The sequence below is a fragment of the Haliscomenobacter sp. genome, from assembly GCF_041740695.1.
Taxonomy (GTDB): Bacteria; Bacteroidota; Bacteroidia; order Chitinophagales; family Saprospiraceae; genus Haliscomenobacter.
Genome location: NZ_JBGSLK010000093.1, coordinates 180,100 through 198,053 on the forward strand (window position 1 = coordinate 180,100; position 17,954 = coordinate 198,053).

Sequence of the window (17,954 nt, forward strand, 5' to 3'; positions counted from 1 at the left end):
GTTTTGGAATTATTCAAGGCAAAATAAGCCTCTTTTGACTTTCTTTTCGCCAAGATACGGAGTTTAACATTTATAAATGTTTTCAAAAATACAAAAAGGTCGGGAAACGGATAGGCTGAAATAATTTCCTTAGCTTTACGCCTGCCAACCATACCTTCATGAATCGTTTCAGCACCATCCTAATCTTGGTTTGTGGAATTTGTTTTCACTACCTGCCGGCCCAAAATGCCCTGCTGGCCCCCGTTTCGCCACGCAGCAATGCACTGGGCAAAACCAGCCTGAATTTCACCGATTTACATAGCCTTTTTGGCAACCAGGCTGGCCTAGCTAACCTGGAGACCTTCGGCGTAATGGGCATGGTGGAACAACGCTACTTACTAGCTGACTTGAATCAAGCGGCTTTTGGGGCGGCGCTGCCCACTTTTTCAGGCGTTTTTGGCTTGACTTTGCGCAATTTTGGCACCGGAGATTACCGCGAAACGGGTGCTGGCCTGGCCTATGCCCGCAAATTGTCAGATCGCCTGCGCATTGGTGGGCAATTGCATTGGTCGCAAATCAGCATCAGCGAATACGGCAATCGCTCCTTGTTCAACGTGGATTTTGGCGTCCAAGCGGAACTGTTGCCCAAACTCTGGGCGGCAGCCCAAGTGCGCAACGCCATTCGCCAACAATTGCTGGATGGAGAGTACACGCCTACCGTTTTTAGTGCAGGTTTGTCCTACGCAGTAGGCGATAAAGTAATGTTGTACACCGAACTATACAAAGACATTGACTTCCCTGCGGACATGCGCATTGGCATCGAGTACAATCCCTCCAAAGCCATTTACCTGCGTGCCGGCGTGAATACGGCTCCCGGAGGCTGGAGTTTTGGCTTCGGCCTGCCCGTGTTCCAAAACCTGGTATTTGATTGTGCCGCAGCGTATCACCCCTACCTAGGCTTTACCCCCTCAGCAGGACTAGCTTACCGCAAAAAAAAGTGATTATTTTGACCGGACTATTCTGCTTAGGTCATTTGTATATAAACACCACGAACCAATTGGATTCGGCTTCGCCAAATCTTTTAACACGACGACGCGACGAAACGACGAAACGACGTCCTCAGCGCTGCGCACTGAGTGTCCCAACGCTTGGCGTTGGGTTGTAGCGGCAGCTAATCGTCGTGCCGTCGTTTCGTCGCGTCGTCGTGTTAAAAAATAAGCAGCGGAGCTGCGTCAAAACGTATAAAAAAATCACTTACTAGCAATGAAAAACTTGTTAATCGTCGCCGCAACCGAATTTGAAATTGCCCCAGCACTGCAATGGTTGGAGCAACAAAAAGCGCCCGACACCAACCGGAAATTCAGCTTTAAGGAATTGGAAATTAGCGTGTTGTTAACTGGTGTGGGCTTGCCCCTGGCTATGTTTCAACTCACCCGTGCACTCACCACTACACGTTACGACCTGGTGATCAACGCGGGCATTGCCGGCGCTTTGGATACTCGCCTGGAGCTCGGTGCAGTCGTACAAGTCATCTCCGAAACCTTCGCCGATTTGGGCGTAGAAGAAGCAGATGGAAGTTTCACCGATTTGTTCAAACTCAATTTGATTCACCCCGAAGCGCCCCCTTTTCAGGATCGAAAAATGGTCAACACCTTCGGCTCGGCTTACGATTTTTTACCCAAAGTCCACGGCATCACGGTCAACAAAGTGCACGGTGCAGCGCCCAGCATTGAACAACTCAAACGCCGCAGCAATGCCAGCGTAGAAAGTATGGAAGGAGCAGCCACCTTTTACACCTGCTTGATGTTGCAGACGCCTTTTTTAGAAATTCGTTCAATCTCCAACTTCGTTGAACCCCGCAATCGGGACGCCTGGAAGATTCCTCTGGCCATTGAGAACCTGAATGTCGTGCTCATCGATATGTTGGCGGGTTTGCTGGAGAACAAATTACGAGCAGATTAATCTTGTGTTTTGGGTGCCTCCGTCACCAAAGTGGTATCCGAAACCAGCGTTGGTACGATATATCCTCCCGTGTCAATGCTCACTTTGGGCAATAGGCTTTTGAGTTCCCGCCAATCGCTGCTGCCTTTGACTGCCGTTTGATAAACGTAAACTTCACGCAAACTTGTCACCACTTTTAAATGCGCCAAACCCGCCTTACTGACCTTGGTATTGACCAAATTGAGGTAACTCAGGTACTTGGACGATTTCAGCGCCAGCAAACCCGCATCACTCACTTTGGTGCCATCCAAAAACAACTTGGTCAAATGGGGCAATTCAGCCAGGATTTTTAGCTCCTGATCTCCAACCGTCACTCCACTCAAACGCAGCGCCACCACTTGTTCAGCAATGGGTTTTAACAAAGCTAGGTCTTTGGCGTCAGCATCCGGCACATTGATGAAATTGACGGATATAAGGGTGTTGTTCTGTCCTAGCGGAATCACCACTGCACCCGCATCCTTCAATGCTTGAACGGCTTGGGGATCAGGCGCAGGTACCTTTATTTCTGGCCAAATCGAAACCTCAACTGGCGCAACGCTGGCTCCTCCTTTTTGCAAAGCAGCCAAAAGTGGTTTGATTTCCTCCGTTTGAGGCAAATCCTTTACCTTTTTATCATAAGCAGCACCCGTTTCAATCCACCAATGCAACAATTTAACTTCAGCCTCGCTGAGTTGGTTTTTCTCCTTGGGCGGCATGTGTTTTTCGTCAGATTTGGGCAGCAGCAGGCGGCGCATCAGTTCACTGTCGGCTACTTTTCCGGCGACTACAATTTCCCCATTTTTGCCTCCTTTTTGAATGAAATCGGGATTGTCGAGCCGCAGTTTGCCCTTTTGTTTGGTAGAACCATGGCAGGACACACATTTTTCCTGTAACAAAGGAGCTACTACTGCTGCATAAGCATTGGCTTCTGGAATATTTTCGATTTGAGCAGGTGCCAGAACTGCTGGTGGCAGCCCCAACCAACTCCGGTAAGGCTCGGGCAGCCCTTGGGTCAAATAATCGCTACCGTGCGTCAAAGAGCCCCCCAAATGCCCGGCACTACTGACCAGGGCTACCAAAACCAATTGTAGAAGGAAACCAAACCTGCGGTTGATCCCTGATTTTTGCAACAGGAGCATCAAAGCTCCCCAAACGGCTACGGCAATGCCCAAATTGCGGTGTTGGTTCAAGGCTTGCAAGTCGTATTCGCCGCTCAAAGACAAGAGATAACCCGTCACACAGGAAAAAATCGCTGCCAGGGTACCCATCAACAAGGCAAAAGGCACTACAGCTTTTAAGTGTTGAAAGCGCTGCCAACGGCCCAGCCAGGCAAAAAGTACCGCCAGGAGCAAAATACCAATGGGCAAGTGAACCAATAAAGGATGGAAACGACCGAGAAAATTAAGCATGTTGAGTTGATGAGGTTGAGAGGGTTGAGGAGGTTGAGGGAGGTTGAGGCTACCGCAGCGATTTTGACAAAGCTAGTGTCTAAGTCTCTGCGGTAGCCTCAACCTCCCTCAACCTTCTCAACCTCCCTCAACTATTTTTTAACAAGGTACCGCGAACGCAACATTTCCATCATATGCACATTGATTGCCCATTGATCAGCCAATGGTTGCCGGGTATAGGGCACTGTGGGCAAGTACATGGGCGGGCCAAATTCGGTTAAAATGGTCATGGGCTGTTTTTGATTCACCTTCATTTCCACCACCTTGTCCCACCAAGCCAGGTGCGCTTTGAGGGCATCTGCCCATTCAGGCGCACGGGGATCGGTTACCTGTGGCCCTTCCTGATGCCCCACCCGGGCGTGGATATGGTCGGTGCGGGCTAGGGCCAACTCTACTGTTTCTTTTTGGTCCGCTAACAGGGATTCATGCACCACACACCAATGCGAGATGTCGAGCGTAAGGCGCATGCCGGGAATTTTTTCCAGCAAAGCCCGGGTAATCGGTGCCGAATAACAAATCCGTCCGCGGTGGGTTTCATGGTAAACCGGCACTCCAGATGCTTTACCCGCAGTGATGCTCAACTCGATGATGTTTTGAGCCTGATCCAGGGTAAAATAATCTTTCCCCGAATGGCAATTGAGGTACAGCGGCTTGAGGTTCGCGGCATTTTTTAAGGCCTGGATGAACTGGGTGAAATGTTCCTTGAAATCACTGCTTCCAGAACCCACTAAAAAGCCGTACTCCAGCCCATTGGCTTTGGTCGCTCTTTCCAGTGCAATTCGGTCTGTGTCGTTGGTGGGTGCCCACACTTCGATGCCATCGTAGCCTGCTTTTTTGGCTTTGGCACAAAATTCATCGATACTTCCACTGAATCCCCAGCTCGTGGCCAGCATTTTTAAGGAGAAATCTGCCGGGACATGAAAAGGCAATGGCGTTTCAGCCAGCGCCGAAACTTGATCTATCATTAGCCCCGCCCCAAGACTGAGGGATTGGGCGAGAAATTTACGTCGGTTTGGCATAAAAAAAGTTGAGAGGTTGAGGAGTTGAGGAGTTGAGGAGTTGAGAAGGTTGAGAAGGTTGAGGCTGCCGCAGAGACTTAGACACTTCCTTTGTCAAAATCGCTGCGGTAGCCTCAACCTTCCTCAACTATAACTAAACTATTGCCCTAATCACTTCTCCCTCCACATCCGTCAACCGGAAAGGCCGACCCTGGAAAGGAAACGTGAATTTTTCGTGTTCAAAACCCAGTTGATTGAGGATGGTGGCCTGCACGTCAAAAACGGACACCTTGCCACTGATGGGGCTAAAGCCAATTTCATCCGTTTCGCCAAAACTCACCCCTTTTTTGATGCCGCCACCGCACATCCAAATCGTGAAAGCGTCGGCATGGTGGTCGCGGCCTTTGAAAGGCAGCTCCAACCCATTCCGGTTTTCCTGCATGGGGGTGCGCCCAAATTCGGAACCCCAAACCACCAGCGTTTCATCCAGCAGTCCCCGCTGTTTGAGGTCGAGGATGAGGGCACTCATGGACTTGTCAATTTCGCGGCATTTGTTGGCCAGTCCAATATCCACCGAGCCATCCGCACTGGTGCCGTGGGTGTCCCAACCCCAATCGTAGAGTTGTACAAAACGCACCCCTTTTTCGATCAATTTGCGAGCGAGCAAGGCGTTGTTGGCAAAGGATTCTTTGCCCGGTTTTACTCCGTACATTTCCTTGATGTATTCCGGCTCATCGTTGATGTTCATCACCTCGGGAGCAGAAACCTGCATGCGGTAAGCCATTTCGTATTGAGCGATCCGCGACATGATTTCAGGATCCTGGAATTCTTCGTAAGTTTTGCGGTTCACCTCATTGATGGCGTCGATGGAGGCTTTGCGCAGGTCGCGGTCGATGCCGTGCGGATCTTGCAGGTACAACACGGGTTCACCCGCCGAGCGGCATTGTACGCCCTGATAGACGGATGGCAAAAAACCACTGCCCCATACCGCTTTTCCGGCATCAGGGTTTTGGCCCCCGGAGGTCAGCACGACAAATCCGGGTAAGTTGTTGTTTTCAGAGCCCAATCCATACGTCACCCAGGAACCCAAACTGGGTCGCCCAAGGCGCGCACTCCCCGTTTGCATCATCAATTGTGCGGGGGCGTGGTTGAACTGATCGGTATGCACCGCCTTAAGGAAAGATACCTCATCGGCGAGTTCGGCAAAATGGGGCAAAATGTCGGATACCCAGGCGCCCGATTGCCCTCTTTGCTGGAATTTGGCCTGTGGCCCCAGCATTTTGGGTACGCCGCGAATGAAAGCAAATCGTTTGCCCGCCAGCAGCGATTCGGGGCACAATTGCCCGTCCAATTTGGCCAAGTCGGGTTTGAAGTCAAACATCTCCAATTGAGAAGGTGCTCCAGCCATATGCAAATAAATCACTGACTTAGCCTTACCTGGAAAATGAGGCGGGCGGGGCAACATGGGGTTGTTGGGGTCGTATTGCACTGGATTAATACCAGTGGTATTTCCACCTGGAACACAAGAGCCCAGCAATTGACTCAAGGCCACTGCGCCCAGACCCATGCCACATTGTTTGAGGAACAAACGCCGGGTGGATAACTCTGCTTTGCTCAGGATGGCTTCTTGGTATATGTTGATTTTTGACTTTTCCATTTCTTAACTTTTAGTAATGACTTCATCCAGGTTCAAAATCGCATTGGCAACGATGGTCAAAGCCGCATGTGCAGCCGGGTCTTTGACCTTTTGCTCACCCAACAATTCCTGCGTCAATTTGGGATCAGCCTGATATTTGGCCAAGGCTTTTTGGTACAATTTGACCAAAATCGCCCCTTTTTTGGCATCAATTTTATGCTTCAGTGCCAGGTAATAACCCCGGGCGATTTGGTGATCCACCTCCGTACCCGCATAACGCATACGTTTGGCCAAGGCCTGGGCCGCCTCCACATACACGGGATCGTTCAGTGTAACCAGTGCTTGTAAGGGCGTATTGGTGCGAATCCGGCGTGCGGTACACACGTTGCGCGAAGTCCCATCAAAGGTCAACATCGAAGGGTAGGCACTGGTGCGTTTGTGGTAGGTATACACGGCGCGGCGGTAACGGTCTTCCCCTTGGCTCTGGACCCACTTTTCGTTGCCATAGGGACTGGCCCAAATGCCTTCAGGCTGATAGGGCATGACCCCCGGGCCGTACATTTTGGGGCTCAACAAACCACTCAATACCATGGCTTGATCCCGTACTTGCTCGGCGCTGAGGCGTACCCGTGGGTATCGGGCGTAGTAGCGGTTGTAGGGGTCTTTTTCCTGCATTTGAGGCGAAGTTTCCGCGCGTTGTTGGTAAGTATTGCTGCTCACGATGTTTTTTAGTGCGGTTTTGATGCTCCATTTTTGCTGGTGGGTAAATTGCCAGGCCAGGTGATCCAACAATTCGGGATGCGAAGGCGTGCTGCCTTGTGAACCCATGTCTTCCAATGTTTCGACCAAACCCATCCCAAAAATCTGTTCCCACAATCGATTGATGAAGGTGCGGGCGGTCAATGGATTTTCGGCACTACTCAACCAACGGGCAAAACCCAGGCGGTTGTTGGGTGCTTTGCTGTCCACGGTTCCGAGGATTTTCGGCACACCAGGCTCAACTTCTTTGCCTTTGACCAACCAGTTGCCCCGTTCAAAAACATGGGTTTTGCGCTGCATGAACCAGGGACTTTCCACCATGACGGGTGTAGAGGGTGGCTTGGAGTTGAGCAAATGCCAGAAGTCAGCGTTGTATTTGGCATAGTCGGAATCGTCTTTGCCGGGAAAAGGCTGGGTGAAATGAAACCAGTCAAAACCAATGCCCCCTTGGGTGATTTCTTTGATGCCTGGATTGCGGTAAACCCAGTACAAATCGTGTTTGCCGGAAGGCGCTTTGATGTCCAGCTCGACAATCCTCCAACCTCCTTCGGGACTGGGCACTTGAAAATCGAGTACCAACGGCCCATTCACACTGTCTGCATGGATTTCCCAGCGGCCCCCTTCCGTGTGGGGACGGATACGGCAGATCAATTTGGTGGCGCTATAAGTGCCTACTTGTTTGAAGCGAGCAACTCCATCTTTGCGCATCACCAAGGTTTTGGTGTCGTACAATTCGCTGTTGACAAATTGATCACCAGCGATGGAATAGATCGAAGGTTGAAGCGTTTTGAGGAAGGTGTACAGTTCCAGACTCCGTTGAGGGGTACTTACCTGGGCGACCCATTTGCAGAGGCTATCCAGTTTCACACTGTCGGCAGTAGGGTAGTGGCGCAAGAGAGGATATTCCTCGTAGGTATCTTCGTCGCGGGCATTGTTAAAATAGGCCATTACCCGGTAATATTCCTCGTGTTTGATGTCTTCATAAGGGTGGCCGTGGCATTGGGTGCAGGCAAAAGTGGTGCCCAGCAAGCCTTCAAAAGTGGTGTTGACACGATCCACCACGGCGGCTACCCGGAATTCTTCATTGTCGGTACCGCCCTCGTCGTTGGTGGTGGTGTTGCGGTGAAAAGCAGTGGCCAGGTACTGCTCATCGGATGGATTGGGCAACAAATCACCCGCAATTTGATCGACTAAAAATTGGTTGTAAGGCATGTCTCGATTGAGGGCCCGGATCAACCAATCGCGGTAATGCCAAATCTGCCGCCCCGGGTCGCGTTCGTAGCCCTTGGTATCGGCGTACCGGGCGACGTCCATCCACATGGAGGCCCAACGTTCGCCAAACTGAGGGGAGGCCAGGAGAGCATCCACAAGTTTTTCATAAGCTGTGGGGCTGTTGTCTTGCAGATAGGCTTTGGCAATGGACTCTGGCGCGGGCATACCAATCAAATCGAGGCTGGCCCGGCGCAACAAGGTCGCTTTGTCGGCCTTGGGCGATGGGTTCAGGCCCTGCTTTTGCATTTCGGCCAGGATAAACTTGTCGATGTCACTCTTGGCCCAATCGCTGTTTTTTTGTGGAAACAAACCTAAAAATCCTTTCGTGGAAGGTACTTGCACGGGTTGCACGGGCACATACGCCCAGTGGGTGCCCCATACGGCGCCTTCTTTGATCCATTGCCGAAGCGTGGCGATTTCTGCGGTCGACAAGGGCGCTGCTTCGAAGGGCATTCGTTCTTCGGGGTCGTGGTGGGTAATGCGGCGCATCAACTCACTCTCGCTGGGTTTACCGGGCACGATGGCAGGTTTGCCCGACTCGTTGGGACGCAGCATTTCCGCGCGGTTCATCATGCTAAAACCGCCATTTTTTTTCACTCCGCCGTGGCAAGAGATGCATCTTTTGTTAAAAATGGGTTTGACCTGGGTGTTAAAATGGACGGGCTCTTGGTTCAAGCCAACCCAATTGGCCAGCAAGAGCAGCAACAACAAGAGGCTGATGCTAAACAGAAAATAGCGGCTATTTTGGAGAATGGACGATTTCATCTTGCGATTTTTATAAGACCGGAACAAATTAAGCGCTTTGTAGGGGTTTTGCCTAGTATTATTTTGCCTTAAATTTGTACTATCTTACTTTTTTTACCAACAGCATCAATTTAAATTGTGGAAAAATGAATGCACAGGCTAGTTTTTTTTGGCATAAATTTGCCGCATGACTTTCCCGGAGATACTCAAATCGCTTAAGCAAAAACAATACAAACCGCTGTACTTCCTACACGGCGACGAGGCCTATTTCATCGATGTGATCAGCGATGCCATCGAAAATGAGGTGCTCAATGAAGGTGAAAAGGCTTTTAATCAAACCATTGTGTACGGCAAGGACGTAGACCACCTGACCATTGTTGACGTGGCGCGCCGTTACCCCATGATGTCGCAACACCAGGTGGTGATCCTCAAGGAGGCGCAGGACATGAAAACCCTCAAAGACCTGCAAACTTATGTGGAAAAACCCCTGGACAGCACGATCCTGGTGATTTGTTACAAAAATGGAAAATACAACTTCAATTCCAAATTTGGCAAAGCCGTTCAAGCCAAAGGGGTGGTGTTCGAGTCGAAACGCTTGTATGACAATCAGGTGCCCAACTGGATTCAGGACTACCTCAAGGATAAAAAACTGAACATTCGTCCCGAAGCTTCAGCCATGATCGCCGAATACCTCGGCACCGATCTCAGTAAGGTGGCCAACGAACTGGATAAAATGGCGATCAACCTGCCGCAGGGGACCGAAATCACCACCAAACACATCGAGGAACAAATCGGCATCAGCAAGGATTACAATGTGTTTGAACTGCAAAAAGCCCTGGGCCAACGCGATGTACTCAAGGCCAACCGCATCGCCAACTACTTTTCAGCCAATCCCAAACGCAACCCGATTACCGTGATCATTTCTTCCTTGTATGGCTTTTTTAGCAAGGTGTATTTGCTCAATTTTTTCTTACAGGCTTCGGAAAAGGAACAACTCGAAGCATTGGAATTGCGCTCGGCTTTTTTTCTCAAAGATTACCGCGAAGCGACCCGTTTTTTCAACCGGGCAAGGGCGGAAAAGGCGATTGAGGTGTTGAAAGAGTTTGATTTGAAGTCAAAAGGGGTGAATTACAATAGTACTGGGAAGGGGGACGAGGAGTTGTTGCGGGAGATGGTTTATTTGTTGCTGCATTGAGGGGGTTAAGGATGCATTTTGGGTATAAACTTTCACTTTGGTCACTGACTACTGGATTTGCATAAAAATTTGTGTTAATTTTGAACACATAAAATGTAAAGTATGTCTGAAGTAATCTTGTACCAATCGGTTTTGCAAAAACTTGGTCAGCTTTCTCCACAAAACCTGGCTGAGCTGGATGCTTTTTTGGCTTTTTTAGTCCAAAAACAAACGAAGGGTCTTCGTAGTGATGAAGGTGCCGCACAAGCTTTGCCAGAACAACTATTTGGTGCCTGGAAGGAGTGGGATGAGCAAGAATTTCAATCTTTCTTAGATTATACCAATGAGGTTAGAGCGGATCTTTATAACAACCGAGAACTTGATGTATGAAAGATTATCTTCTCGATACAGATACAGTTTCTTTTTTTTTAAAGGGAGTACCTCAAGTGAAAGTGCAGTTTGATATAGTTTATGCCACTCAAGGCTACTACAATATTGGCATTATGACTTATTATGAGATCATGAATGGTCTCATTTTTAAAGACGCAACAATCAAATGATCGGACATTCTGATGTTTTGATTGGCGCGACAGCTTTACACTACGATTTAAGGGTGGTGACCAACAATCAAGGACATTTCCAGCGCATTCCAGGTTTGGTTTTGGACAATTGGTTCAAGCCTTAGACACAGGTCAGCCACAAAGGGCTGCCCCAACACACTCACACTTTCACACTCACACCTTCACACCCTATCTTCTTCCTCTCCATAACTCCCAGCAACCCTTCCCCCCGTTCCACAGTACATTTCCAAATTTTAACCAAAGAATCACGTTGCACTTAGTATTTTGCAGAACTTCTGGCAAAATGCACACTACAGGACATTTTGCTCGGAGGACATCAATTGCCCCTGGCTTCAGCCTGGGGATATAGGAACATTCTCGGATTTGGGCTTTAGCCCTAGCCTGAATACTAAGGCTTGGGCTAAAGCCCGATCAAAAGGAAAACCCTATCCACGCGCTAAAGCACGTGGCAATTGATGTCCTCCGAGCAAAATGTTAAGGTGTATGGGCAAAATGGGGCAACATATTTATGCTGCCCTAAAATTATTGAAACAGAAATACGTTTTTATCATACGTTTTTCTATCCCGGAAAGACCGAACGACCACACCGATTATGCGCATTGTCTTTGTACTTTTTTGGGGATTGTGGGCTACCTGGCTGGGTGCTCAGACCTTTTTTCCAGTCAAAATCAGCAACCGTTGGGGCTTGATCAATGGAGAGGGGAAACTGGTCATTCAACCCCGGTACGAAGCCATCGGCGACTTCAAACTCTACGGCTACGCCGTCATGCAACGCGAAGGCAAAGTGGGCATGCTGGATCGGCAGGGTAGGGAAGTGGTGGCGCCCCAATACGAAGACCTGCGCGTGCTGGATTCCCTGCTCGTGGCAGTCATGGATCAAGGGCAATGGATGGTGGTCAATTTGCAAGGGCGGATCATTTTGCCCAAGGGTTACGACCGCTTGTTGGTGTGGGAAGGCGGCTATTTGGCATATCGACAAAACCAGAAATGGGGCGTCATGAACCGCGAAGGCCGCACCATTGTACTCGCCCAATACGACGAAGTCCAACTCAAACAAAACCGCTTCATTCAAACCAGTAACGAAGGCCATTTGGGTTTGTACCTGCTGAGCGGCAAGGAACTCCTGAGCCCCGTCACCGAACAAATTGACATCCTCAACGACAGCCTCTTTTTTTTCCGCCGCAACCAACTCTGGGGCGCCATCGATCACCGGGGCCGACAAATGGCACCCAACCGTTTTCAATCCTGGCGTCGCCTTTCCGATAGTTATTTCATTTTCCAAAACGGTTCCCAAAACTTGCTGTTCTCCTCCATTTGTAAAGGCATCGTGACCGACGGAAAAACCTACGACGATTATTACCCCCTCACCACCCGCTACATCATCACCCGCAAAGACAAAACACTGGGCTTGATTGATTGGTGTGGCAAAGCGATTCTTGCGCCACTGTATGACGAAATTTTGCTGCATTCTCCTTCGGTGTTTCGAGTGAGTCTCAAAGGACAGTGGGCACTCTTGAAAGAAGGAGACCAGGAATTGACTCCCTTCAAATACAGCTACATCGCGCCACCCAAAGGGCCTGTAAGCATTGTCAAATTAGGACAGGACTTTGGACTCATCAACCTGGCGGGCAAAGAACTGACCCCAGCTCGCTACCGCAAAATCACCCTGGAAGGCAATCAAGCCAAAGCCTATAAAAAAACAACCAACAGCGGACAAGCTGAGGCCCTGGACCTCCTGCGCTTCAACGAGGCTGGAGAATTGGTGGCCGATCAAAGTTTGGAGCGCCATTTTAAGGTGCGCATTGGTACCCCCAACAACAACAATTCGCGCATCCTGGAGAAAGACGAAGCAGGCTACGTCCTGGAAAAATACGAGTGGTTTTATGCCGCCAAAGACGATCGCTGGGGCCTGCGCAACATTGCCGACGGCAGCATTCAAATCCAGCCTACCTTTCGGCGCATCAAAGTGGAACCCGAATTAGGCTTGACCCTGGTGGGCATGCCCAGCTCCAAGGACTACGAATTTGAACGCACCACCTACCGCTTCGAATACATTTATGGCCTCATCGACAACAACCTCGGGGCTCTGGTTACTGAAATCAGTGCGGTCCATTTTTTCCTGGAAGATTTCCGCAGTGGTAGCACCTGGGCCCGTTGCTGGATGCAATCGGGGCGCTTTGGTTTGGTCAACCGCCGTGGACAATTCCATACTGAGGATTATTCTTTCATTGGCCCCTTTCAGGATGGTGTGGCGCGGATGAGCCAGGTGGGTCGCATTTCGGGTGCCTTAAAACCAGCCCAGGAAATGGGCAAACTCCAGGATTATCTTTCCGCCCTGGCCTCGCCAGTCGCGCTGGCCGATGTGACCCAATACGACCAAATTTTTCGCGACAATGCCTATCTGACTTGTGAATCCTGTACCTGGGGCTACGTGGATACCTCCGGGCAGATGCGGATGAAACCTCAGTTTACCTTTGCCCGTGATTTTGTCAATGAAGTGGGGATTGTTCAGTGCGACAACAAGTGGGGCGTGGTCAATCGTTTTGGCAAACAAGTCATTCCTTGCCAGTACGACGCCATCCATTTTTTGGAAAATACCGAAGACAAAATCATTCGCCTCTACGTGCAGCGACCCAAATACGGCTTGATCGACACCTTGGGGCAACTGGCAGTCAGTGCAGTATACGACCAAATTGGTTCCTTCCGCGAAAACCGCCTCGCGGTGATGCGCGATGGCCTCTGGGGCTTTGTGAACAACGAGGGCCTGGAAATCATCCCCTGCCGCTTTCGGGAGGTCAGCGACTTTTATGAAGGTTTGGCCACGGTGAAATTGGGGCGCTATTGGGGCTTTATCGACAAGCTGGGCAACGTGATGATTGATTTTCAATACAAACGTGCCGGAAATTTTCGCGACAAACTGGCCTGGGTGGAAACCGATAAAGGCATTGGCTACATCAATGCCCACAATAAAATGGAGATCCCAGCGCAGTTTGAACAAGCCCAGGATTTTGACCGCGGGATTGCCCGGGTCAAAACTGAAGGGAAGTGGGGCTTGATTGATGCCAAAAACCGCTGGATTTTAAAGCCTAAATTCGTGGACATTCGCCCTTTTGACCAAGCAGGGTTGTCGGTTGCGGTACTTACACCCGATAACAGTCGCCTGGGGCTAATCAATTTGCAAGGCCTGGCCGTAGGCAGCAGCAATTACACAGAAATCTACCCCTTCAGTGAAGGATTGGCCGTGGTCAAAGACCGAGTTGGTTATGGCTACATCGACACTACGGGCAAATTGATTATCCCCTGTAGTTATTCCCGGGCAGAACCTTTTTCAGAAGGCCGCGCCGCCGTGTACAAAGACGGCAACTGTGGCTACCTGACTCAGGAAGGAGCTGCTTTGACTGGATTTGTATTCAAACAATGTCAACGATTTGCCGATGGGCGCGCAGTGGTGTTTCAGGGCAGTTTGCGCAAGGCGGGTTTGTTGGATACTTCAGGCAAACTACTCATCGAGCCCAGCATCAATCGCCTGCTGGATTTTAGCGAAGGCCGGGGGCTGGTGCGCGACGAACAATACCGCTTTTATTACATCACCGAACAAGCAGGCATGTACAATGGCTACTACCAAAAAGCAGGCAGCTTCAACTACGGGGTGGCGGTGGTGCAAATCAATGGCAAGTGGGGCGTGATCAATCGCCGGGGTATGGAACTGGTGCCGCCTAAGTACAGCCGCATCGAAAGTTTTGAAAACGGCTACGCCAAAGTGCGGATTGATGGTTTCAGTGGTTTGTCCAATTTGCAGGGCGATTTGATCGTCGGGGCCGATTTTGAGTACATCCGTTACGCTGGTCAAGGCGTTTTTCGGGTTGAACAAGGTGATAAAATTGGATATTTTGATACAGATGGAAATTGGATTTGGACCCTCTCTAATTAGATTGAGTTAAAATTGAAATAAGTTAAATTATTGATTTGTAAAAATTTATGATTTTTTCATAAAAAAATACCCATCATTTTACAGTGAACAAAACTGTGTTTATTGTCATTTGATTCCTCCCATAGAGTCTCTACTTTTACATTGTAAATGATGCAGGACGGATGTCTTGCTGGCTTGCGCAAGCGAGCCCCATAGGTTTAAAGTGATTATGATTCATATGGCGAGGCTTGGGGTGAAAATCCCAAGCTTTTTTTTGTTTAGAAAAAACTTTACCTTTGCAGCCTTAGTATGACGCAAAAAATTACTTCCCGATTTTTTTTTGAGGCTTTTGAATAGGAAGCGCACTTGAAATGAAGCGTTCTACTTCCTATTCAAAACCCAAAATCGGGAAGTTAATTTTTCTGCGTTACTGAACTTGCTAATCCAAACAGACAAAAAATGAAGTTTTTTATCGACACTGCCAACCTGGATCAAATCAAAGAAGCCAAAGACCTGGGTATCCTGGATGGCGTAACCACCAACCCTTCCTTGATGGCCAAAGAAGGTATCTCCGGCATCGACAACATCCTTAACCACTACCGCGCCATCTGTGAAATCGTGGAAGGCGACGTGAGTGCTGAGGTGATTTCTACAGATTTTGCTGGCATGATCGAAGAAGGCATGCGCCTGGCCGATCTCGCCCCCAACATCGTGGTGAAAGTGCCCATGATCAAAGATGGCATCAAAGCCATCAACTACTTTACCGAACACAGCATCCCCACCAACTGTACCCTGGTGTTCTCGGCTGGTCAGGCGATCCTGGCGGCGAAGGCTGGTGCCACCTACCTCTCGCCTTTCGTAGGCCGGGTAGACGACATCAACTGGGACGGCATGGCGCTGATCCGCGAAATTGCCGAAATCTACGCGATCCAAGGTTTTGATACCCAAATCCTGGCTGCTTCCATCCGCAACTCCAAACACATCGTGGATGCGGCCAAATCGGGCGCAGACGTGGTGACTTGTCCTCTTTCGGCCATTCTGGGCTTGTTGAAGCACCCGCTGACCGACATGGGCCTGGAGCAGTTCCTGGCGGATCACGCAAAAGCGAATAAATAATCGAGCTTAGGCTACGATTGAAGAATAAAGAGAGGTTATCTATATACCATTTTGGAAAGGGAGCAGGGTAAATTCTGCTCCCTTGTTTTTTGGATAAAAAGTTTAGCTTTACGATCGTGCTAAGGGGCGATAAAAAAATAAGTGATCATTTTGCCAGAGGATTAGATAAGTAAACGTTTCATTTTAAGTGTCTTATCTAATCCTTTGGCTCAGGAAAAATGATCACTTATTTTTGCCCCACTACTAAGGTGTTTCTTAAGTGTCTTAGGTTTCTAAGGTGGTGAAAAAAAAAAAAGCGCAGCGTATTTTTCACCACCTTAGACACCTAAGGCACTCAAGGAGCACCTCAGTTAGATGAGCTTAACATTCGTAGTAAATAATCTCAGCACCACCAACGCCATTTTTCCTGTTTTAAAATACACCAACACCGTGAGTACCAAACGCTCCTCCACCAAAGTCAACTACTGGGCCGCCATCCTGCGCGCCGTGCCCCTCGCTGGCCTCTTTTACGGCGTCCTGGCCACCGCAGGCAACCTGCTGACCTACGTCATCTTCGGCGGCTACACCAATTTTGCCCAAAAAGTCATCACGGGCCTGCAATTGTTCCTGCTTTGGCTGATTGTGAGCAGTGCCGTGCGCACCTTGCACCTACTGGCCAAAGACATTCCTGTACTCATCCTCTGGTTGGCGGGTGGCCTCACCGCCATCGTCAGTGTACTACTGGCCCCCATCATCATGGACATCTTTTACCGCATGGGCCTGGAAGTGGGCCCTACCATCGCCGATGCTTCTAAATTGCGCTTTTACCTGGCTTTGGGGCTGGTGTTTTCGCTGATTTCGATCATTCACGTGCGGGTACGGAATAAGGCGCTGGGGAGTACGCTGGAATGGGTGATTGTGCTGGGATTGGGGGTGGTGTTTTATGTGTATTATTTGAAGTAGGGGATTTGGAAACTTGATGCAATTGGCTTATGTTTACGAGACGTTCTTTGACAGATTGGAAGCATTTTGACAAATATGCAATAATTTTGGTCGCTAAATGATGTATTTTTAAAATTCGTAACTTGTTAAATTCGTAATGTGTTTTGCTAAAAATCTGTATGCTATTTTTTTACGCATAAGAGTTTATGCCAAATCCAAAAAACATGGGAAATCGCGTTTTTCGCCCCCTCGGTTTTTTTACTACTTTAACGATCTTGCTGATTTTCTGTGTTTTATAAAATTGACGCTATTTTTTGCACACGATGGGCACCTTCAAAGCGTCAATTTTTATCAGTTCTTTATGGTTAAAAGAAAAGTTAGATACATGTATTCTGACAATTCTCGGGCCTTTTTTTGGTCGCAATACGCTCATTTTTAGTTTTTTAGAAAAGCTAAGGGTAGGAGCGTATTCCATTACAGATGGGGACTGCGACTTTTGGGCGACCGGCTTTGTGGCCTTCTGGATTGTAGGAGCGTATTCCATTACAGATGGGGACTGCGACCGTTACTGCCCACAATCCTAACCAGAATTTGTGGTAGTAGGAGCGTATTCCATTACAGATGGGGACTGCGACAATCCCAATCATGCAGCTCTTTTTCAAAAGCACTGTAGGAGCGTATTCCATTACAGATGGGGACTGCGACAGTGTTCGCCTGCCATTTTGCGTAAAGCAAAATCAGTAGGAGCGTATTCCATTACAGATGGGGACTGCGACTTTCTGTAACTTTCCTTGTCCCAAAACCAAAAATGGTAGGAGCGTATTCCATTACAGATGGGGACTGCGACAAAAAATGAAAAAACAACGATCAACAAGCTGAAAGTAGGAGCGTATTCCATTACAGATGGGGACTGCGACTTCATAAAACACAAAATAAATGTGGTTAATTAATGTAGGAGCGTATTCCATTACAGATGGGGACTGCGACAAGAAAGCCAGCATTAATAATGCGGCGAGAAAAGGTAGGAGCGTATTCCATTACAGATGGGGACTGCGACAACAGCCCTCAGATTCGAGGTCGTCCAAAATTTCGGTAGGAGCGTATTCCATTACAGATGGGGACTGCGACAGGTAAGCGTTTTGGTCTTGTCGCAATTAAGAGTAGGAGCGTATTCCATTACAGATGGGGACTGCGACTTAGGTTTTTAAAGATGAAACGATGTGTATATCAGTAGGAGCGTATTCCATTACAGATGGGGACTGCGACGCATACACGGCGACACTCGCTCCGCTACGAATAAGTAGGAGCGTATTCCATTACAGATGGGGACTGCGACCCAGCAGCAGATCCCGTTCCACCAAATCCCGCACCGTAGGAGCGTATTCCATTACAGATGGGGACTGCGACGGTCCTCTGTCCATAACGTGGAATTTGTG

At 49.1% G+C, this 17,954-nt stretch carries 12 protein-coding genes and 1 CRISPR repeat array; of the genes, 8 read left to right on the forward strand and 4 right to left on the reverse strand.

Features of this window, described 5'->3' with window-relative positions; translation table 11 throughout:
* Window positions 1-158 precede the first annotated feature (158 nt).
* Window positions 159-980, forward strand: a complete 822-nt coding sequence (locus tag ACEW9O_RS18975) for a hypothetical protein (protein WP_373551766.1) — start codon at window positions 159-161, stop codon at window positions 978-980.
* A 262-nt stretch (window positions 981-1,242) separates the two neighbouring features.
* A complete protein-coding gene (gene mqnB, locus ACEW9O_RS18980; RefSeq protein ID WP_373551767.1) occupies window positions 1,243-1,941 on the forward strand; it encodes a futalosine hydrolase in 699 nt (232 codons plus the stop codon).
* On the opposite strand, the gene ACEW9O_RS18985 is transcribed toward mqnB, so the two are convergent.
* From ACEW9O_RS18985 to ACEW9O_RS19000, 4 genes are all read right to left on the reverse strand, one after another.
* Window positions 1,938-3,368: a c-type cytochrome domain-containing protein gene (locus ACEW9O_RS18985; RefSeq protein ID WP_373551768.1), complete on the reverse strand. Its 1,431-nt coding sequence runs from the start codon at window positions 3,366-3,368 to the stop codon at window positions 1,938-1,940. The genes mqnB and ACEW9O_RS18985 overlap by 4 nt on opposite strands.
* A gap of 131 nt (window positions 3,369-3,499) precedes the next feature.
* Window positions 3,500-4,426, reverse strand: a complete 927-nt coding sequence (locus tag ACEW9O_RS18990) for a sugar phosphate isomerase/epimerase family protein (RefSeq protein ID WP_373551769.1) — start codon at window positions 4,424-4,426, stop codon at window positions 3,500-3,502.
* 133 nt (window positions 4,427-4,559) lie between these two features.
* Entirely contained in the window at window positions 4,560-6,062 is a 1,503-nt protein-coding gene (locus ACEW9O_RS18995) for a DUF1501 domain-containing protein (protein WP_373551770.1), read from the reverse strand.
* Window positions 6,063-6,065: 3 nt separating this feature from the next.
* Window positions 6,066-8,837, reverse strand: a complete 2,772-nt coding sequence (locus ACEW9O_RS19000) for a DUF1553 domain-containing protein (RefSeq protein WP_373551771.1) — start codon at window positions 8,835-8,837, stop codon at window positions 6,066-6,068.
* Window positions 8,838-9,003: 166 nt separating this feature from the next.
* Between ACEW9O_RS19000 and holA the strand changes: the two genes are divergently transcribed.
* The 6 genes from holA to ACEW9O_RS19030 all read left to right on the forward strand — a co-directional run bounded on the left by holA (window position 9,004) and on the right by ACEW9O_RS19030 (window position 16,539).
* Window positions 9,004-10,011: a DNA polymerase III subunit delta gene (gene holA / locus ACEW9O_RS19005; RefSeq protein WP_373551772.1), complete on the forward strand. Its 1,008-nt coding sequence runs from the start codon at window positions 9,004-9,006 to the stop codon at window positions 10,009-10,011.
* 102 nt (window positions 10,012-10,113) lie between these two features.
* Complete coding sequence (locus ACEW9O_RS19010; protein WP_373551773.1) at window positions 10,114-10,380, forward strand: hypothetical protein; 267 nt, start codon at window positions 10,114-10,116, stop codon at window positions 10,378-10,380.
* On the forward strand, window positions 10,377-10,550 hold the full coding sequence (locus ACEW9O_RS19015; protein ID WP_373551774.1) for a hypothetical protein: 174 nt from the start codon (window positions 10,377-10,379) through the stop codon (window positions 10,548-10,550). Before ACEW9O_RS19010 ends, ACEW9O_RS19015 begins: the two co-directional genes overlap by 4 nt.
* A 613-nt stretch (window positions 10,551-11,163) precedes the next feature.
* The gene (locus ACEW9O_RS19020; protein WP_373551775.1) at window positions 11,164-14,502 is read left to right on the forward strand and encodes a WG repeat-containing protein; all 3,339 of its coding nucleotides are present in this window, start codon (window positions 11,164-11,166) and stop codon (window positions 14,500-14,502) included.
* 438 nt (window positions 14,503-14,940) lie between these two features.
* Window positions 14,941-15,597, forward strand: coding sequence for a fructose-6-phosphate aldolase (fsa, locus tag ACEW9O_RS19025; RefSeq protein WP_373551776.1), 657 nt, complete (start codon window positions 14,941-14,943; stop codon window positions 15,595-15,597).
* A 354-nt stretch (window positions 15,598-15,951) separates the two neighbouring features.
* Window positions 15,952-16,539: a hypothetical protein gene (locus ACEW9O_RS19030; protein ID WP_373551777.1), complete on the forward strand. Its 588-nt coding sequence runs from the start codon at window positions 15,952-15,954 to the stop codon at window positions 16,537-16,539.
* 437 nt (window positions 16,540-16,976) lie between these two features.
* Window positions 16,977-17,925: a CRISPR direct-repeat array (repeat unit 36 nt; unit sequence GTAGGAGCGTATTCCATTACAGATGGGGACTGCGAC).
* The last annotated feature ends 29 nt before the right edge of the window (window positions 17,926-17,954 follow it).